The organism is Streptomyces finlayi (assembly GCF_014216315.1).
Lineage (GTDB): Bacteria > Actinomycetota > Actinomycetes > Streptomycetales > Streptomycetaceae > Streptomyces > Streptomyces finlayi_A.
In genome coordinates, this window is record NZ_CP045702.1 from 7,093,086 (window position 1) to 7,111,629 (window position 18,544).

17 protein-coding genes and 2 pseudogenes are annotated in these 18,544 nt (G+C 71.7%); 6 read left to right on the plus strand and 13 right to left on the minus strand.

What is annotated here, in order from left to right:
* Window positions 1–2 precede the first annotated feature (2 nt).
* The gene (locus F0344_RS32575; protein ID WP_185302185.1) at window positions 3–800 is read left to right on the plus strand and encodes a TetR/AcrR family transcriptional regulator; all 798 of its coding nucleotides are present in this window, start codon (window positions 3–5) and stop codon (window positions 798–800) included.
* A gap of 240 nt (window positions 801–1,040) precedes the next feature.
* Here the strand turns inward: F0344_RS32575 and F0344_RS32580 are convergent, their stop codons facing one another.
* The 3 genes from F0344_RS32580 to F0344_RS32590 form a co-directional block, all read right to left on the minus strand.
* Window positions 1,041–1,334 carry a DUF6332 family protein gene (locus F0344_RS32580; RefSeq protein ID WP_185302186.1) on the minus strand — a complete coding sequence of 98 codons (294 nt, stop codon included), beginning with the start codon at window positions 1,332–1,334 and terminating at the stop codon, window positions 1,041–1,043.
* A gap of 70 nt (window positions 1,335–1,404) precedes the next feature.
* Complete coding sequence (locus F0344_RS32585) at window positions 1,405–2,160, minus strand: maleylpyruvate isomerase family mycothiol-dependent enzyme (RefSeq protein WP_185302187.1); 756 nt, start codon at window positions 2,158–2,160, stop codon at window positions 1,405–1,407.
* 93 nt (window positions 2,161–2,253) lie between these two features.
* Window positions 2,254–3,474 carry an MFS transporter gene (locus F0344_RS32590; protein WP_185302188.1) on the minus strand — a complete coding sequence of 407 codons (1,221 nt, stop codon included), beginning with the start codon at window positions 3,472–3,474 and terminating at the stop codon, window positions 2,254–2,256.
* A gap of 120 nt (window positions 3,475–3,594) precedes the next feature.
* On the opposite strand from F0344_RS32590, the gene F0344_RS32595 reads away from it, so the two are divergent.
* Both F0344_RS32595 and F0344_RS32600 read left to right on the plus strand, forming a co-directional pair.
* Window positions 3,595–4,809 (plus strand): ROK family protein, encoded by a 1,215-nt coding sequence (locus tag F0344_RS32595; protein WP_185302189.1) that lies wholly within the window; start codon window positions 3,595–3,597, stop codon window positions 4,807–4,809.
* A 154-nt stretch (window positions 4,810–4,963) separates the two neighbouring features.
* Window positions 4,964–5,134: pseudogene (locus F0344_RS32600) on the plus strand (ABC transporter ATP-binding protein); the annotation flags it as partial.
* A gap of 131 nt (window positions 5,135–5,265) precedes the next feature.
* Here the strand turns inward: F0344_RS32600 and F0344_RS32605 are convergent.
* Window positions 5,266–5,778 carry an ATP-binding protein gene (locus F0344_RS32605; protein ID WP_185302191.1) on the minus strand — a complete coding sequence of 171 codons (513 nt, stop codon included), beginning with the start codon at window positions 5,776–5,778 and terminating at the stop codon, window positions 5,266–5,268.
* A gap of 189 nt (window positions 5,779–5,967) precedes the next feature.
* Window positions 5,968–6,291 carry a hypothetical protein gene (locus F0344_RS32610; protein ID WP_185302192.1) on the minus strand — a complete coding sequence of 108 codons (324 nt, stop codon included), beginning with the start codon at window positions 6,289–6,291 and terminating at the stop codon, window positions 5,968–5,970.
* 181 nt (window positions 6,292–6,472) lie between these two features.
* Between F0344_RS32610 and F0344_RS32615 the strand changes: the two genes are divergently transcribed.
* Window positions 6,473–7,606, plus strand: coding sequence for a PLP-dependent cysteine synthase family protein (locus F0344_RS32615; protein WP_185302193.1), 1,134 nt, complete (start codon window positions 6,473–6,475; stop codon window positions 7,604–7,606).
* 12 nt (window positions 7,607–7,618) lie between these two features.
* Here the strand turns inward: F0344_RS32615 and F0344_RS32620 are convergent, their stop codons facing one another.
* The 5 genes and pseudogenes from F0344_RS32620 to F0344_RS32635 all read right to left on the minus strand — a co-directional run bounded on the left by F0344_RS32620 (window position 7,619) and on the right by F0344_RS32635 (window position 10,432).
* Window positions 7,619–8,098: an SRPBCC family protein gene (locus F0344_RS32620; protein ID WP_185302194.1), complete on the minus strand. Its 480-nt coding sequence runs from the start codon at window positions 8,096–8,098 to the stop codon at window positions 7,619–7,621.
* 163 nt (window positions 8,099–8,261) lie between these two features.
* Window positions 8,262–8,399 carry a hypothetical protein gene (locus tag F0344_RS36270; protein ID WP_258050333.1) on the minus strand — a complete coding sequence of 46 codons (138 nt, stop codon included), beginning with the start codon at window positions 8,397–8,399 and terminating at the stop codon, window positions 8,262–8,264.
* A 70-nt stretch (window positions 8,400–8,469) separates the two neighbouring features.
* Window positions 8,470–8,998 (minus strand): annotated as a pseudogene (locus tag F0344_RS36275) (hypothetical protein); the annotation flags it as partial.
* 81 nt (window positions 8,999–9,079) lie between these two features.
* Entirely contained in the window at window positions 9,080–9,532 is a 453-nt protein-coding gene (locus F0344_RS32630; protein WP_185302195.1) for an SRPBCC family protein, read from the minus strand.
* A 63-nt stretch (window positions 9,533–9,595) separates the two neighbouring features.
* Window positions 9,596–10,432, minus strand: a complete 837-nt coding sequence (locus tag F0344_RS32635; RefSeq protein WP_185302196.1) for a DeoR/GlpR family DNA-binding transcription regulator — start codon at window positions 10,430–10,432, stop codon at window positions 9,596–9,598.
* A 311-nt stretch (window positions 10,433–10,743) separates the two neighbouring features.
* Between F0344_RS32635 and F0344_RS32640 the strand changes: the two genes are divergently transcribed.
* Complete coding sequence (locus F0344_RS32640) at window positions 10,744–13,095, plus strand: hypothetical protein (protein ID WP_258050319.1); 2,352 nt, start codon at window positions 10,744–10,746, stop codon at window positions 13,093–13,095.
* Here the strand turns inward: F0344_RS32640 and F0344_RS32645 are convergent.
* The 3 genes from F0344_RS32645 to F0344_RS32655 form a co-directional block, all read right to left on the minus strand.
* The gene (locus F0344_RS32645) at window positions 13,065–15,503 is read right to left on the minus strand and encodes a right-handed parallel beta-helix repeat-containing protein (protein ID WP_185302198.1); all 2,439 of its coding nucleotides are present in this window, start codon (window positions 15,501–15,503) and stop codon (window positions 13,065–13,067) included. The genes F0344_RS32640 and F0344_RS32645 overlap by 31 nt on opposite strands.
* A gap of 179 nt (window positions 15,504–15,682) precedes the next feature.
* A complete protein-coding gene (locus F0344_RS32650) occupies window positions 15,683–16,531 on the minus strand; it encodes an MOSC domain-containing protein (RefSeq protein WP_185302199.1) in 849 nt (282 codons plus the stop codon).
* 20 nt (window positions 16,532–16,551) lie between these two features.
* On the minus strand, window positions 16,552–17,004 hold the full coding sequence (locus tag F0344_RS32655; RefSeq protein WP_185302200.1) for a DUF6643 family protein: 453 nt from the start codon (window positions 17,002–17,004) through the stop codon (window positions 16,552–16,554).
* 268 nt (window positions 17,005–17,272) lie between these two features.
* On the opposite strand from F0344_RS32655, the gene F0344_RS32660 reads away from it, so the two are divergent.
* Window positions 17,273–18,541 (plus strand): TerD family protein, encoded by a 1,269-nt coding sequence (locus F0344_RS32660; protein ID WP_185302201.1) that lies wholly within the window; start codon window positions 17,273–17,275, stop codon window positions 18,539–18,541.
* Window positions 18,542–18,544 lie beyond the last annotated feature (3 nt).

The window sequence follows — 18,544 nt, forward strand, 5'->3', positions numbered from 1 at the left end:
CCATGAGCAAGATCAAAGGAGCCCGGGAGCGCGCCCGTATCGAAGTGACCGCCGCGATCAAGGACGAGGCGAGGAGACAGCTCGCGGCGGACGGCGCCGCGAAACTGTCCCTGCGCGCGGTCGCCCGGGAACTGGGCATGGTCTCGTCCGCGCTCTACCGCTACTTCCCCAGCCGCGACGAGCTCCTCACGGCACTCATCGTCGACGCCTACGACTCCGTGGGCGAGACGGCGGAAGCGGCACGGGACGCCGCCCGCGCCGCTCCCCGTAGAGCGGCCGGCCGGCCTGCGGGGGCGCGCTCGGGTGCGGGGGCACCGGGTCCGGACTCTCCCGGACGGCACCGGGAGCAGTGGACGGCGGTCGCCTGCGCCGTACGGGAATGGGCCCTCGCCCATCCCCATGAGTACGCCCTGATCTACGGGTCGCCGGTCCCTGGTTACAGCGCCCCGCAGGACACGATCGGCCCTGCCTCCCGGGTGGGGCTGGTCCTCATCGATCTCCTCCAGGACGCCTACCGAACCCATGGCCTGGCGGTTTTGCCCCTTGCGGAAGAACTGCGTGCCGATGCCGCCCGCATGTCGGCGGACCTCGCCCCCGACCTCCCGCCCGCAGCGGTGGCCGGGCTCGTCGCCGCATGGGCGCAGCTCTTCGGCCTGATCTCCTTCGAGGTCTTCGGCCAGTTCAACCGGGTCGTCGAGGCCAGGGAGCCGCTGTTCCGGCAGGCGGCGGGAGAGCTGGCCCGCACGGTGGGCCTGACAGACGTACGGTCCGCGTCCAGCGCCCGGCCGCACCGCGACTGAAGGGCCCGAGGCCACGGCTCGGTCGGGCCACGGCTCGGCTCAGGCCACGACTGGTGGGCCTCGCTCTTCTCGACTCCGACCCCGAGCCGGCCCGCATCGCCCTCACCACCATCGAGTCCACCGGCAAGGAGGCCCTGGGCGAGCACGGGGCTGTCCGTCACCGCCGAGACCGAAGAACGGCGGGACGCCGTCCCGCCCGGCACCGGTCTCGCCACCTTCGGCGCAACTCGTCGTTCCCGCCTACGAGTCGGGGCTCGTACGGCCGGTCCTGCTCGGCTGGGACGGCGGTGGGGGACCGTCCGGGCGGCGCGGGAATCGCCACAGGACGTGGACGAGACGGGCGACGAAGGCGAAGGCCGCGACCGTGCCGCCGACGGCGGTCAGGACGCGGCCCGCGGTGTCGGACAGATCCAGGACCAGGGCCGGGGCGGTGATGCCCGCGAATCCGGCCGCTGCCACGAAGGAGGCGCTCACCAGGGCGTAACCGATCTCGACGGTGATCGCGTCGCGGTCCTGCTGGCTGCGTCGTCCCATGCCCGAAGTGTCACAGGGGCGGGAGCCGGAGGCAATGAGGCCTCCGGTCCCTTGAGGGCCCCGTCGTACGTCACGACCAACTGACCCCTGAGTTCTCGGCCCACATCCGGGCCGGCCCCTCGTCACCTGTGAGCGTGACCGCTGACGAGGGGAGCCGGTTCCGGAGCGCGAAGTACAGCTTCCCGGCCTCGCCGCTCAACTCGCAGTCCACCCAAGCGAGTTCCGAGGTGCCCTCGTGGCGTACGGCCTGTGGCGGTTCGGCCGACAGGCGTACGGTCCACACCGCGTCGGCGTCCGTGGCGCGTATCCGCAGCGTGCACGGTACGTCGGTGCGCACCCGGCTCTTCGGACGGGCGTGGAAGCACGTGAGCAGTTCGTCGATTCCGTCCAGCGCGAGGGCTTCCCCGACGGGTGACAGTGGTCCGCCGAGCGCCGATTCGGCGTCCGCCCGGTGCACCGCGGTCTCATGGGCCTGGCGTCGCGCCCAGAACGCCAGCGGGGAGGGCGCGGGCATGAACGACCAGCAGTCGAGGCCGGTGGGCGCGGCCGTCAGCGCGTCGACGAGCAGTTCGTGACCCTCAGGGAACCAGGCGAGCAACTCGGCCCCGTCCAGATCGGGTTCGCCGCCGTCCGGGTGGTACGCCGTGTGGCCCTCGGCCACGAACTCCGTAGCCCAGCGGTGCACCATTCCGGTGTGGCGGAGCAGATCACGCACGCGCCAGCCGGGACAGGTCGCCACCGGAGCGCCCTGTCCCGCCTTCTCGGTCGCCGCAGCAAGCGAACGGCCCTCTGCGGCTAGTGACTTGATGTGCTCGGCGATCTTCATGTCGCGATTCTGCCAGGGGCAGGGGCAGGGGCAGGGGCAGTGGGGCCCGGCTGTTTTCGCGCCTGGGCGGCGAGAGCGCGCGGGCCGGTCCGTTCACGCATGCGTGGCGTTGCGCGCGCCGAACCCCAGCACCGCCGCGGCCGCGGCGAGGAGCGCCACCGTCGTGAGGGCCACCGGCAGGGAGAACCAGTCGGCCAGGAATCCGATGGCGGGCGGACCCAGCAGCATTCCGCCGTAACCGAGTGTCGAAGCGGCGGCCACTCCGCTGGGCCCCGCGAGCTCGCCGGCCCGGCCGACCGCGACGGGGAAGATGTTGGCCAGTCCCAGGCCGGTGACGGCGAAGCCGACAAGGGCGAGCCAGGTGGTCGGTGCGAGCGCTCCGAGCAGCATTCCGGCCGCGGCGGTCGCGCCGCCGAGGGCGAGCGTACGGGTCTGGCCGAGGCGCTCCAGCATGGCTGTGCCGCTGAGCCGGCCGATGGTCATGGTCAGGGCGAACAGGGAGTACCCGGCGGCGGCGAGGCCGGGAGCGGCGTTCAGGTCCTGCGCCAGGTGCAGGGCGCCCCAGTCGGCCAGTGCGCCTTCGCCGTACGCGGTGCAGAGGGCTATGACGCCGAAGAGGAGCACGATCCGGCGGGCCCTTCCGCTCAGCCGCCGCGGGGGAGCGGTGGCGGGCCGTCCGGGGGCGGTTGCTGCGGAGGCGTTCTTGTGGCGCATCAGCGCCGGTCCGGCAACCGCGGTCAGCAGCAGCCCGATGCAGGTGAGTGCGGTCAGGTGCGTGGCGGCGGACAGGCGTCCGGCGACCAGCCCGCCGAGCCCGGCGCCGATCATGCCGCCGAGGCTGAACGCGGCGTGGAAACTCGGCATCACCGGGCGGCGGAGGGTGGCCACGAGGTCGACTGCGGCACTGTTCATCGCCACGTTCGCGCCGCCGTACGCGGCGCCGAACACCAGCAGGACCAGCCCGAGGCCGAGCGGCGAGTGGGTGCGGGCGGGCAGCGCGATGCTCAGGGAGAGAAGCACGGCGCAGACGACGGTGACGGCGTGACTTCCGTAACGCCGGCAGAGCCTGCCCGTGAGCATCATGGTGATCACGGCGCCGGCGGAGACGCCCAGCAGGGCGAGTCCGAGGGTGGAGGCGGTGGCGCCGGTCTGCTGCTTGATGGCCGGAATGCGGACCACCCAGCCGGCGAAGAGGAAGCCGTCGAGGGCGAAGAACAGGGTCAGGGCGGTACGGAGTCGGGCCGACGAGGGTGGGGCGGTGTCTCCGCCAGTTCCCCCCGGTACGGCCGTCCGCAGTTTGTTTAGTTGCGGCACAAACTCAGCATAGAGGTGCCCGGACGGCAGACGCAAGACGGCGGCCCGCCGCCCCCATGGCAGACGCCGCAGGGCGCCTGGGCGTCTCGCGGGGGCTCGGATCATGGGAGACTCGCCCCCATGAACGGCAAGGCGACCACTACCCGGACCAAGTTGGAGCGGGGCCGCAGCGCGCTCGGACCCGCGCTGGAACTGGTCCACACCGGACGCGCGCCCACGCGCGCCGTCCTGACCTCCGAACTCGGCGTCACCCGCGCCACCGCGGGCGCGGTCGCCGCGGAGCTGGAGGCGCTCGGGCTCATTCGCGTCGACTCGAGCCCCGGCTCGGCCGCCGGATCGCAGGGCCGCCCCTCCCACCGGCTCGCCGTCAGCGAGGCCGGCCCGGTGGCGCTCGCCGCCCAGGTGCACGCCGACGGCTTCCGTGCCGCGCTCGTCGGACTCGGTGGCCGGATCGTCGCCACCGCGCCCGGCTGTGTCGCCGTGATGGCCGACCCTGCCCAGGTCCTCGGCGAAGTCGTCGCCGCCGGTGCCCAGTTGCTGCGCGACACCGGTCTGCGCTGTGTCGGCGCCGGGCTGGCCGTTCCCTCAGCCGTCGCCGAGCCGGAGGGTACGGCCCTCAACCCGCTGCACATCGCCTGGCCCGCGGGCTCGCCCGTCCGGGAGATCTTCGCCGACTGCGTCCGGGAGACAGGCGTCACCGGGCCCGCGTTCACCGGTAACGATGTCAACCTGGCCGCCCTCGCCGAACACCGGCACGGCGCCGGGCGCGGTGCGCAGCATCTCCTGTGTGTCGCCACCGGGCACCGCGGCGTGGGCGGCGCCCTGGTCCTCGACGGGCGCCTGCACAGCGGCAGTTCCGGGCTGGCGCTGGAGGTCGGGCACCTCACGGTGAACGCCGAGGGGCGGCCCTGCCACTGTGGCGGCCGTGGCTGCCTGGATGTCGAGACGGACCCGCTCGCCTTCCTCACGGCCGCCCGCAGGGAACCGGGGCCGGAGGAGTCGCTGCTCAAACAGGCCGGTGATCTGCTGCGTACGGAGTACGAGGACGTGGCGGTACGCCACGCCGCCGAGGAACTGATCGACCGGCTGGGCCTGGGTCTCGCCGGACTCGTCAACATCCTCAACCCCGACCGCATCATCCTCGGTGGTCTCCATCGCGACCTCCTCGACGCCGATCCGGAGCGGCTCCGCGCGGTGGTGGCCGACCGCAGCCTCTGGGGGCGCAGCGGCAGCGTTCCGATCCTGCCGTGCACCCTGGCGCACAACAGCCTGGTGGGCGCGGCCGAACTCGCCTGGCAGCCGGTGCTCGACGACCCGCTCGCCGCCCTGGCCTGACGTGTGCCGAAGTGCTGGCGCGCGCCGAAGTGCTGACGGGTATCCAGACACCTGACGGGCGCTCAAGCACCTGACGGCCGCATAGGCACCTGACGGACTCTCAGGCGTCTGGCGGTGGCGCCGAGGCGTCGACCGGATCTGTCACGAAGCGCCGCAGCGACGAGTCATCGCCGCAGGGGTGTTCGCGGGCGGCCGCGATGGTGTCTTCGCCGGCGAACCGACCGGCACCCTCGACTCCCCCGCGGGCGACGAGACGGTCGCCCGCGACCCGGTCGCGGCCGCCCACGCGGACGAGGTCGTCGTCCTCGCGGACAGGCTGCTGATCGTGGGCCCGGTGGGACTCGGCGACGGCGCACCGGTCGGCTGACGGCCTGGCCGGTAGGCCGTCAGCCGGTCGGCATGGACGTACTGCGTGCCATCGCCCCGCAGTGGCGCGGGGCCCGTTCGCCGCGCCCGTCAGCCGACGACAGCCGACCGGGCGGGCGGTTGTGCGGTTGTCTCCAGGGCGGCGAAGGCGAACGGGCCGTCGGTGGTCGACCCGTACACCGCGAGCGGCGGCAGCGTGGACGTGCCGCACGGCGCGGGGAGGGTGAACCAGACGCTCTTGCCCGCCCCGTCGGCCGGCCGCACGCCCCAGCTCTCGCTGACCGCGGCGATCAGTGCCAGTCCGCGACCCGAGGTGGCGTCGGAGTCGGCGTCGTTCAGGGTCGGCAGACGTGGGTCGTGGTCGTGGACGGAGACCGTCAGACGGTCGAGCAGCAGCTCGATCTCGACGGTGCATGATTTGTCCGGCTGTGCATGCCGGTGGACGTTGGTCAGCAGTTCGGTGACGCCGAGCGCTGCCTGGTCGATCAGAGGATCGAGATGCCAGTAGCGCAGTTGCGCCGAGATTATTCTGCGGACCTGACCGATCCGCGACGGCAGGGCTTGGAGCTCCACCGCGCAGTGCCTGCTTGGCTCGCTGATCACGGCTGCGACTCCCCGAAATAGGTCCGGAAGAAGACGAAGGAACGGATAGCAGGTGCTGGCTGCTGTCTCTGGTCCGTTTGTCGCGCTCCGGCGGAGACTGGATCACAGTGTCACCGCCGGTGCACCATCAGTGACGTGGGTCCAGCGTGACGCAGGCGGTCGCGCTCCGCAACTCGCGGTGGCCCGCCGTCAACGCCCGCTGCCCTCGACCCCGGCGCCGCGCAGGACGTCGAGCAGCCGGCGGGCCGGAGCGGCCCCGTCGGGTTCACGGCTCCGCTGCCCCATCGTCAGCCGGTAGCGCACCCCGTTGAGCCGCGCGACCGTCGAGCCGGCCGCCGGGAACCATCCCTTCCCCACGCTGACCGCTCCCACCGGAGCACTGTCGATCTCCCGGCCGTTGCTCGTCAGCAGGGCCACCCGGCCGTCCTTGACGACGACGGATCCGGCTCTGGTGAGTGAGCGGGCCCACCGGTCGATCCTGACCCCACTCGCGCTGAACTCCGCTTCCCGCACGGTGAATCGCCCCCTTTCGGTTGTCTCTCCCCGTGCAGTGTGCCTGGGACCGGAGCCTCGGCGCCAGGGGGCGGCCGGTCGTCACCCAAGGCAGTCCTATGGGCCATCAAAGTGAACGTTTGTGCAGGTGGGGGGAATAACGTGGGAGCGGCGAGTACGGGTGACACGAGGAGGAACGCTGATGGACACCAGTGGGCACAGACGTGACGGCGGTGCTGCGGTGACCGTGGACATCGACCGTTCCGACCTCGAGTACCGGGCCTGGCTGAAGGAAGCCGTACGCAAGGTCCATGCCGACGCCAACCGCTCGGCCGACACGCACCTCCTGCGGTTCCCGCTGCCCGAGCAGTGGGGGATCGACCTCTACCTCAAGGACGAGTCGACGCATCCCACCGGCAGCCTCAAGCACCGGCTCGCCCGTTCGCTCTTCCTGTACGGGCTCTGCAACGGCTGGATCCGCAAGGGTAAGCCGGTTATCGAGGCGTCCAGCGGTTCGACGGCCGTGTCGGAGGCGTACTTCGCAAGGCTGATCGGGGTGCCGTTCGTCGCCGTGATGCCGCGTACCACCAGCCCGGAGAAGTGCCGGCTCATCGAATTCCACGGCGGGCAGTGCCACTTCGTCGACGACTCCAGGATGCTGTACGAGGAGTCCGCGCGCCTCGCCGCCGAGACCGGCGGCCATTACATGGACCAGTTCACCTACGCGGAACGGGCGACGGACTGGCGCGGCAACAACAACATCGCGGAGTCCATCTACCAGCAGCTTCGGCTGGAGAGGTATCCGGAGCCGGCGTGGATCGTCGCGACGGCGGGAACGGGCGGCACCTCCGCGACGATCGCCCGCTACGTGCACTACATGCAGTACGACACCCGGATCTGTGTGCCCGACCCCGAGAACTCCTGTTTCTTCGACGGCTGGACCAACGACAACCCACTGGCCACCAGCGACTGCGGCTCCCGCATCGAGGGCATCGGCAGGCCCCGGATGGAACCCAGCTTCCTGCCGGGCGCCATCGACCGGATGATGAAGGTGCCGGACGCGGCCAGTGTCGCCGCGGTACGCGCGCTGGAACGTGCCATCGGCCGCAAGGCGGGCGGCTCCACGGGTACGGGATTGTGGAGTGCGCTGAAGCTGGTCGCCGAGATGGTGGAACAGGGCAGCACCGGCAGCATCGTCACGCTGATCTGCGACCCGGGCGACCGCTACCTCGACAAGTACTACTCCGACAGCTGGCTCACCGCACAGGGCCTGGACATCGCCCCGTACACCGGGACGATCGACTCCTTCCTGGCCACCGGGAGCTGGCGGGCGTAGGCCGCGCGGGCGTCAGGCGGCGGCCTGGTCCAGCCGCCGCCCGAGGTTGCGCACGGCGCCCCGGAAGGCCCGCCCGAGCCCCGCACGCCCCAGCCGCAATCCGAACCGGAACAAGGTCCCGCCATCCGTGGCGAACGTCCACTGCACCCGTGTCCCCGTGACCGCGGGAGTGAGCCGCCACTCCTCCAACAAAGCAGTCATCCCGGGGGCGTTGGTCTCATCGACCCGGTAGGCGTACCGCTCGCCGGGCTCCCGCGCGACGATCGTCTCCCGGAACACGGTGCCGCCCTTGAGCCGGACCACCCGGCCCGCGCCGCCGTCGGCGGGCCGCGCGTCCGTCACCGAGGTGAACCAGCCCGGCCAGGACTCCACATCCTCGGCGAGTGCCCGGTACACCACCTCCGGTGGCGCGGACAGCTCGGAGGCGAAGACCAGGCGCAGCGGGGCGGAAGCGACGAAGTCGAGCCCCACGGGGCGGAGTCGGCGTGCCATGGACGCACCTCCGGTGCGGGTCGCTGCGGACAGAACCGCGCACACCATAGCGGCCGCACGGCCAATTGTCCGCCGTCGTGCGCGTCACTGTTGCGTACATCCCCGTCGCACATCTCCCCGTCGCACATCTCCATCTCGCCGCTCATCGCTCATCGCTCGCCGCTCATCGCACGGCGCTCAGCGTCCCGCCGGTGTTCAGCCGGGCCACCAGGTCGACCGACGCGCTCCGCGGAGCGCGTACCGCGAGCGTCGTACCGTCCGCGGTGCCGCGCGCCGCGCCCTTCGCCTCGATGCGGCTCACGGCCCGGCTCCCCGCCGCGAGCACGTACCAACGGCCCGACGGCGCCTTCCAGTGCGTACCCGCCAGGATGTGCTGCCCGAACCGTGCCCGGCACCCGGGAGAGCGCCCTGTCCAGCGTCAGCTCCTCGACGCCGCCCGCCCTGGGGAACCGCCGCAGACCCCAGACGACCGGGATCGTCGGGCGCAGGGCGGCCGGTGCCGGCAGCCGGCCGGGCCACCAGCGGGGCCGCCGCTCGTACGCCAGCGCGGTGCGGAGCACCCGTAGCCGCATCCAGGCGTACGCGGGAGCCTCCGTACGCGCCTCCGCCCCCATGGGCATGGCACCCCGGCTCTGCGCGGGGACGCGGGGGAGAGCGGGAACACGAGGCAGCTCGTGGCTCGCTCGTGGACCGGGCAGGGCCCGCTGCACCGTGCCGTGCGCGGTGAGCACCCGCCGGTGCCGGCCGAGCGACGGCGGGAGGACGAGGCAGGGCGAGCCTGACGAGCCGCGGATAGTGCTCGACGAGTGCGGCCTCGGCCTGCTGCACTCCGGAAGGCGCACGGTCGCCGTCGGACAGTTGCTGCGGTTGCTGCGGTTGCTGCGGGTGGTGGGTCGGCATGAAATGGGTGCCTTCCGAGCCGTAGGCGGATACCGTCACCGGACAAACGACTCGATCATGTGACGGTCACACCGCACAGGGTTACGGCCGGCCGTCCGCGCCCCCCGCGAGCAGCCGGTCGAGCGCCCGTGTGAAGACCCGGCGGCCCGCGGAGGCGACCAGCGGATCAGCCAACCGCGGCAGCAACCGGACACGCAGCTCCTCCACCCACACCACGTGGGAGCCGGAATCCGTCGGATAGACATCGATCGCCGCCCGGCCCATCACCACGGAGCCGCGCTTCTCCAACTGGCAGAGGCCCGCACGCCCGGCCGCGGGAGGTGTCCACCTGACCACTTCCATCGGATCGTCGAAGGCCAGCGGACCCAGGCCTGTCCGGGCCACGAAGACGGTGCCGATCCGGGTGGGCAGACCGGTGGGCACGGTCACCGAGGTCAACGGGACGACCGCGCCGTGCCGCTCCCAGTCGGTCACCCGGCGCCATGCCTCGGCAGCGGGGAGATGGGTGAAACGCTCGATCCGGAAGACGGCCACAACACGATCCTAGGACGTCCGGGGCCTGCCGCGAGCTGAGCGGAACGTGGCGGGTACGAGACCTCAGAGAACCACGTCCGCGGGACCGCCCGCCACCACCAGGTCCGGCAGATGTTCCTCGATCTGCGTCCGTGCGCCCGCAGGCAGTCCGGCATCGGTGACGAACGTGTCCACCTCGTCGAGCGTGGCGAACGAACTCAGGCCCACCGTCCCCCACTTGGTGTGGTCGGCCACCACGACGACCCGCCGCGCGGCCCGCACGAAGCGGCGGTTCGTCTCGGCCTCCGCGAGATTCGGCGTCGAAAGGCCGGCCTCGACGGAGATGCCGTGCACCCCGAGGAACAGCACATCGAAGTGGAGCGAGGCGATCGCCCGGTCGGCGACAGGACCGACCAGGGAATCCGAAGGCGTACGCACGCCACCGGTCAGCACGACCGTGGCCGCCCCTGCCCGTCCACCACCGCCGGCCGCTGTGCGCTGCGCGCCGTGGAACACGTCGGCGACCCGCACCGAGTTCGTCACGACCGTCAGATCCGGCACGTCCAGGAGCTGCTGGGCCAGGGCGTACGTGGTCGTCCCGCCGGACAGCGCGATCGCGCTGCCGGGCACGGCCATGACGGCCGCGGCCCGCGCGATGTCTTCCTTGGCGGTCAGCTCCAGCGCCGACTTGGCCTCGAAACCGGGCTCGTGCGTACTCGTCCCGACCAGGGGAACCGCGCCGCCGTGCACCTTCTCGATGACTCCCTGGCGGGCCAGTGCGTCCAGGTCTCGACGGATCGTCATGTCGGAGACATTCAGCCTGCGCGTCAGCTCGTTGACCCGGACCCCGCCACGCTTGCGCACCTCGTCGAGGATCAGGGCACGTCGCTGCTCGGCGAGCAGGTTCTGATTCTCGCTCAACGTCGGGTCCGTTCCTTCCCTCTGGCCGTACGGTCCCGCAGCGGCCTGCCGGACGTGCTCATCCTGCCACGCAGTGCCCTGGCCGGTATCACTGGGGAGATTCGGTGAGACCGGTGCCACGAGCCGCTCCTGTCCGCGATTCTGGTGACCGCGCACCGCCCGCGCGGCACCGCCCCTTCTCCGCCGGCCAACTGGCCGCCCGGCCCAGAGAGCGAGTCACCGAATTGCCCCCTGACACCCAGCCCACGCACAGCCCGGGCGCCGCGCTGGAACTCCTGGTCCACGGTGTCGGCGGAACCACCCCCCAGGAGATGCTGCGCGACCCGCGGACGACCCGGGTCACCGGTGACGCCACCGCGGCCATCTACCGCCGTACGGAGGACATCGCCGCCGAGGGCGATCCGCGACGGCAGCGCGACGAGCCGGTCGCTGAGGCGTACTGCTGGTCCAACCTCACCTCGGGCAACGGCTCCCGCGCCCTGTGGCTGCTCCTGCTCCCCTTCATGGTCGTCAACCTCGCCCACTGGATGAGGCCGACCGCGCCGGGCCGGCCCCGCGCGGTCCGGTTGTACGGGCTGCTGGTGCGCCTCGTCGCCCTCAGCCTCACCGTGCTCCTCACGGCAGCGGCCTGCGAGGTCGCCCTCGACCTGGCGGCCTGGCAGTGCGCGGGGGAACCGGAGTGCTCCGGACAGCGCTCCTGGCTGGGCTTCCTCTCGACGGCCCAGGACGGCTGGTGGTCGCAGCCAGGCCGCCGGCTCGTCGTGGCCGCGCTCGTGCCGACCGCGCTGGTCGGGCTGCTCTGGTACCTGTCCAACCGGACCTGGAGCGCGTACGAGTCCGCCCGCCCGCTCTCGTTCGACGCACCGGAACGGACGGTGGCCGAAGCGGAGGCCGCCGCCACCGATACGGAGGGCGCGTCCTCCGACCTCGACCCTGACCTCGACCTCGACCCCGGCCCCGGCCCCGCCGTCGACGGCCCGCCCACCGTCCGCCCCGCGCTCGGCAGGCCCGGTTTCTGGTTCGGACGCCGGCTCGTAGCCCGGCTGCGCGCCGCGCACACCGCCGCCGGATTCCTCACCGTCGCCGCCGCGGTGGGCGGGCCCGCCGCCCGGCATGACCGGGCCGCCGACGGTCCCGTACCCGGCGTCCTGGGCGGTGCACTGGAAGGGGCGCTCGTCGTGGGCGGCCTCGTCGTCGTCCTCGTGGTCTGCCGCCGCGGCCGTAGCGAACGTCGCCTGGACAACAGGATCGACCGTGCCGTCGTCACCTTCCTGCCGGGCGCCGCACTGGCCCTGCTCCTCCTCTGCGCGGTGTACGCCTCCTGGTCGCGCCCCGGCTGGGTGTCCGACGGCACGCTGCCGGGAGAGGTCACCTTCCGGGTGCTCGCCATCGGCCAGGGCGTCCTGGTCACCGCGCTCGCCGCCGTCGCCCTGAGCCTCTACACCCGTAACCCCGAATCCCGCACCACGCTCTACGGTCTGGGCGGACCCGCCGTCGCGACGCTGGCCTGTGCACTCGGCGGTGTCATGACCGGCGGCGTCGCCCAGCGCGTCGCCGACTGGCTGGACGGGTCCGGCACCCCCGGAATGGGCCGCGGGTCCGTGATCGAGGGCCCTCCCGTCCTGCTGAGCTGGCAGGCGTCCGTCATCCCCGTCCTCCTCCTGCTCCTGCTCGTCCCGGTCCTCACGCTGATCGTGCGCACCGCGCGCAGCGCCCGCCGCATGGGCCCGGCCGTCGAGAAGGAGTACGGCGAGCGGCGGCCGGACCCCGAACGGACCCGGCGCATCGCCAGGACCCGGGCCACCGCCGCGCTCACCGACACCGCACCCCGGCTCATCGGCGCCCTCTCCGGCGCCACCCTGTTCCTCGGCGCGGGAGCGGTCGCCGGCTCCTGGGCCACCGGCCAGGTGCCGGGACTGGCCATGGACGGAGCGGCGCCCGTCGTCGAATCGCTCGCGGAAGCCGCACAGTCGACCGGCTCCTGGATGGTCGGCGTCGGCTTCATACTCTTCGTCACCTGGGGCCGGCGGGCCTATCGTGACGTCTCCGCGAGGCGCACCATCGGCATCCTCTGGGACGTCGGTACGTACTGGCCACGCGCCGCCCATCCCTTCGCCCCGCCCTGCTACGCCGAGCGGGCCGTTCCCGACCTGTCGTCCCGGATGTCGGCCTGGACCGGACGCACCCGGGGCCGGCTCGTCATCTCGGGGCACTCCCAGGGCAGCGTCCTGGCGGCATCGGCGGTCTGGCAGCTTCCCGACGCCACCCGGCGCCGGGTCGCGCTGCTCACCTACGGCTCGCCGATCGAGCGGCTGTACGGCCGTTGGTTCCCGGCCTACTTCGGCCCCGTGGCCCTGGAGGGACTGCACAGGTCCGTGCACTGCTGGCGCAATCTGTGGCGGGCCACCGACCCGATCGGCGGGCCGGTGGGCATCGAGGAGGGCGGTCGGCCCGAGGTCGACCGGGGGCCGCTGAAGGACCCCCTGGTCTACGGCCGAACCCCCGAACTCCCGCTGCCCGAACCGATCCTGGGGCACTCCGACTACCAGGCCGACCCGGTCTTCGCGCTGGAGCGGGCCGCCCTGCTCGAACGGCTCGGGCCGGCCCTGCCCCGGCAGGCCGACGGAGAGGTTCAGGGCAGCTCGGGGAGGTCCTCCGGGTAGAGCAGCGTGAGGTCGTCCGTGCTCGTCTCGACGAGCTGGGCGACCCTTCCCGCATGCCGCTCCACCATTGACTCGAAGGTCTGGCGCGCGGTCCGGCCGTTACCGAAGGCGGGGCCCTTGGGCAGCTCGGTGAAGTACTTGAGCAGGGCCTCGCCCGTACCGTCCGCCAGGCTGTACTCGTGCTCGTCGGCCTGCTGCTCGACGATGCGAAGCAGCTCCCCGGGCACATAGTCGCTGAAGGTGATGGTCCGTGAGAAACGGGACGCCACACCGGGGTTGACGGTGAGGAACCGCTCCATCTCGTGGGTGTACCCGGCGACGATCACCACCACCGCGTCCCGGTGGTCCTCCATGAGCTTCACCAGGGTGTCGATCGCCTCGCGGCCGAAGTCCCGGCCGGAGTCCTCGGGCGACAGTGCGTACGCCTCGTCGACGAACAGGACTCCGCCGCGCGCCCGCTCGAAGGCCTCCTGCGTCCTGATGGCGGTGGAGCCGATGTGCTCGCCGACGAGATCCACCCGGGACACCTCGACGAGGTGGCCGCGCTCCAGTACCCCGAGCGAGGCCAGGATCTCCCCGTACAGCCGGGCCACCGTCGTCTTGCCCGTACCGGGGGAGCCGGTGAAGACGAGGTGGCGGCGCACCGAGGCCGCCTTGAGACCGGCCTCCTTGCGGAGCCTGCCCACCTCGATCATGTCGGTCAGGGCCCGGACCTCGCGCTTGACGCTGTCGAGGCCCACCAGCGCGTCCAGTTCACCGAGGACGGCCCCGGAGTCGCGTACCTGTTCGGCCGGAGGCGCCGGGGAGGGCTCGGTGGTGTGCACGCGCTGGTCCGGCATCGCGCTGAGCAGTCCCGGTGTCGACTGCGTCGCCGTCAGCACCGCGGGCGGCGGGGTCCCCGCGCCGAGCAGCCCGCTCTCGTCGCTCGTGCAGTCGTCCACCACCGGCCCCGTCCCGTGACCGTCGGCCTGGGACGCGCCGCCCTCCGCGAATTCGTAACCCCCGCGGGCGCAGCGTTCCGTACGGCAGCGGCTGAGGGTGGTGCGGCAGCCGTCCATGACGTGGAAGCCGTAGCCGTCGCTCCCGGTGACCCGGCAGCTGGTGAACGTGCCGCGCCCTTCGGCGGAGACGTAGAAGCCGGCCTCGGCCGGCGAGGTGACCGTGCACCGTTCGATGGTGGGGTCGGCGCCCTTGGTGACGATGACCCCGGTCTGCGCGGCGTCGATGGTGCAGTTGTTCAGCGTGCCGCCGCTGCCGTGGTCACGGAACCAGGCACCCGTGGACGCCTCCCGGATGCGGCAGTCGTCGAGCTGCGCGGTGGCCCCGTCGCTCACGGACACGGCGGTGTTGCGGATCTGTGAGAGGTCGCTGTCCACCACGTCGGCGCGGGAGCCCCGGTCGAGGACGAAGAGGGCGTCCGGCACGTCGTGGACGCGGCACGAATCCAGTATCACGGTCGCGCCGTCGCTGACCCAGACCGCCGGGTAGTCGCCCGTACTGTCGTGGATCTCGCACTGGTTGGCATCCACCCGGGTGCCCGGATCCCATACCGACAGACCGTTGCGGCCGAACCTGCGCACCGTGGAACGGGTCAGTGTGAGGACCGAACGGGACCGTAGATCGACCGCGTTCTCCGGGATGTCGTGGATGTCGCAGTCGGCGAGCGTGAGGACCGCGTCGGTGTCCAGTGTGATGCCGTCGGCCGCGGTGCGGTGCACGGTGCAGTCGGTGAGATGAGCGGTGCCCCGGGCGGTGATCTGCACCCCGCTGCCCTTGACCTCGTACACCTCGCAGCCCACGGCCTCCAGGGAACTGCCCTCGCCGGTCACGCTCAGTCCGGCGCCCGAGGTGTGGTGCACCCGGCAGCGTTCCAGCCGCGGGTGGGCGCCGTCGCGGACGGCGACGCCGGACTGCCCGGCGGCGACGATCTCGCACTCCTCGAACACACCGCCCGCCCCGTCGAGCACGGCGATGCCGACGCCTGCCGGATTGTCGACGGTGCAGCGCCGCACGGACGGCCTGGCGGCCCCCCGCACCTCGATCCCGGCGGCCGACCTGGTCACGATCCGCAGATCCGAGAGCTCCGGCGTGCCTTCCTCGACGAGGACGGCGGGAGCCGCCGAGTCCTGGCCTTCGACATGGAGGTCCTGGATGACGGCCGATGCCCGGACGGTCAGGGGCACGCCGTCGACCGGCGCGATCCGCACGGAACCGACGGACCCCTCGGGGCCGCGCAGCGTCACCGCGCGGTGGACCACCAGATTCTCCCGGTACGTTCCGGGGGCGATGGTGAGGACATCGCCGTCGGCCGCGGCCTCCAGGGCGGCGGTGAGGGAGGCGTATTCACCCGTGCGGCGCCGCCATCGCGATGTGCCGGTGTGCGTCACCTGGACCGTGCCCTGTGCCATGGCGCTGCTGTGCCCCCACCTCGTGCTGTGTGCGCTGCCTCGTGCCTGTCCGCGTCCTGTGCGATGTGCCGGTGCGGCCGCCGTTCCGGCAGCGCTGAGTCCGGGTCCGCCTGCCGAGGAGTCGGGCGGGCCGGTCCACCGTAGCGCGCGTGAGGGGCGGCAGTTGACGAGTCGGCTGCTCAGCCGAGAACGCGGACCGGGTCCCCGACCCGGATCACGCCGGTGGTGTCAGGAATGAGATACCGGCCGAAGAGCAACTGTGTCCCGGCCCGTCGGTGACGGGCGAGCGTCCGCAGCGGCTCCTTGCCGCGCTCCGCCGTCTCCTGGTCGGTCGTGGTGATGGCGCAGCGCCCGCACGACTTCACCACCCGGAAGGAGACCTCCCCGATGGAGATCCGCCGCCAGTCGTCCTCCGCCCAGGCGGGGGTGCCCTCGACGACCGCGTTGGGCCGGAATCTGTTCATCGGCAGCGGGCCCTCGTCCGGGTACTCACCCTGGGCGACGAGTGAGTTGAGGGCGTCCAGCGAGGAAAGGCTCGTGAGCAGCAGCGGAAACTCGTCGGCGAGACTGACCGTCTCTCCCGGACGCGCGTGCGCGGGATCGAGCAGCCCGCTGTGCTCGGGCGGAATGAGCCTGCGGTGTGCGGGCGCGTCGAGATGGACGAGCCTGACGTCCGTTCCCAGGTGCGCTCCGAGCCATGCGTGGGCGTCCCCCGACGCCTCCACGACCTCGAGCTTCTGCTTGAACAGATCCACGGCGACCGTACGGCCCGGCGCGGGGACCCGCACTGTCAGTGGCGCGTCCCCCGGCGCTGACAGTTCGATCCCGCCACCCGTCAGTGGTCTGGCGGATATCCGTGCCATCCGGGCGCGCTGACGCTGGGTGACGGCCTTGCCCGCCGCGTCGACCAGCATCCAGCGCCGGTCGCCGTCGAGTCCCCATGGCTCGACGGCGGCCTCGCTTCGCGCGTACGCGGCCAGTGACTTGACCGGATGGATATGGACGGCCTGAAGCACGGGAAGATCCATGCGGCCATCCTGCCAGCCGGTCAGTACCCCCGGCCCTGGTACGGGCGGTTGTACGGGTCCTCGTACGGCGACGGTACCGGTGCGGGCCACGGCGAGGCCGGACGCATCGACTCGTACCCCGTGCCGGGCGCGGGGCGCTGGGGCTGGGGCTGGGGCTGGTAACCGCGCGGCGCCCCCGGCTGCTGCGGGATGTACGGCGCAGGGGCGTGCTGCAGCTGTGCGGGCTGCATCGGTGCCTGTTGGTACTGGGGCGGCGCGGGCTGCTGGTAGCCGTAGGACGGCTGGGCGGGAGCCGCGGGAAGGGCCGGCAGGGCCGGCAGATAGCTGTTGCCGGTGTCATAGGCGGCAGGCACTCGGATCGGTGCGATCTGAGGGGTGCCCCGCTCCGCGACCAGGGAGTCGTAGATCGGAGTGTCGGGGAACGACGGTGCGGCGTAGTAGCCGCCGCCGTAGGTGGAGCGGGGGGAGGTCATGGCACCTAAGTTAAGCCCACGATGTGCTGATTGGGGAGCCCGATAAGAGGGTTGATTTGGGTGTTGTGAGTGAACAGGGATCCCCAATGCGAGCGAACTTGGGAAAAAAGGGCACCCCGGCGCTCGATGATCGTGTAAAGGGCGAGTTCACGAGGGGTTACCGACGGATCGCGCGGCCGGACCCGCACGGCTGTGGGCTCCCCGGCGCGCCGGGGATTAGGTTGTCCCGGAAAGGCTTTCGGCGGCCGGACTCACAGTGGGGGCGATCATGGTCATGCTAAAGGGAACCAATGTTCCGGTGCCGGCTCAGGCCGTGCGGGTCGAATTGGGGTGGCGCACCACCCCGGGGGCGCCGGACGTGGATGGCTCCGCGCTCCTTCTCGCCTCGGGAAAGGTACGCAACGACGCCGACTTCGTATTTTACAACCAGCCGGCCCACGCGTCGGGCGCGGTACGCCACGAGGGCAAGGCGGCCGACGGAGACCGGGTCACGGACACCCTCGTGGTGGACTTCTCGCGCATCGAGCCCGCCATCGACCGTATCGTCGTCGCCGCCTCATCGGACGGCGGGAGCTTCGGCCGGGTGACAGGGCTCTACGTAAGGGTCGTGGACGCGGCGAGCGGCGCCGAAACGGCCAGGTTCGAGAGCACCGACGCCACCGTGGAGACCGCGTTCATTCTCGGCGAGCTCTATCTGCGCCAGGGAGCCTGGAAATTCCGGGCCGTCGGCCAGGGGTACGGCTCCGGACTTGAGGGCCTCGCCACGGACTTCGGGATTTCCGTCGACGAACCACAGCAAGCCAAGCAGCGTCCCCAACTCCAGGCGCCCCCGGCGGCCCCCATGGCAGCTCCACCAGCACCCGCACCCCGGCCCGCAGCCCCGCCGGTGACACAGCCCGTGAGGCTGACGAAGGTCACCCTCACGAAGGAAGCGCCTTCCGTCTCCCTGGCCAAACAGGGCGGCACCTCGGGAGCCCTTCGCGTGAATCTCAACTGGGAAGTGCGCAAACAGTTCAAGAGCTGGGGCGCCAAACTCGGCCGGGCCGTCGCGATGCACGCCGACCTCGATCTCGATCTCTGCGCACTCTACGAACTCACCGACGGCAGCAAGGGAGTTGTCCAGGCTCTCGGAAACTCCTTCGGCTCTCTCGGCGGGCCGCCCTATATCCATCTCGACGGCGACGACCGGACCGGTGCCCGTTCCACAGGTGAGAACCTCACGGTCAACCTCGACCACAAGGACCGGCTGCGCCGTCTTCTGATCTTCGTCACCATCTATGAAGGTGCCAGGAGTTTCGCCGATCTGCACGCCACGGTCACCCTGCGCCCGCAGCACGGCGCCGCCATCGACTTCTCCCTCGACGAGTGCACGGTGCCCTCCACCGTGTGCGCGCTCGCACTGATCACCAACAACGCGGGAGACCTCACCGTGCAGCGTGAGGCCCGCTATCTCGTACCGCAGCGCGGAGTGAGCCCGCAGCGCACCATCGACGCCGCCTACGGCTGGGGAATGAACTGGACCCCGGGCCGCAAATGACCC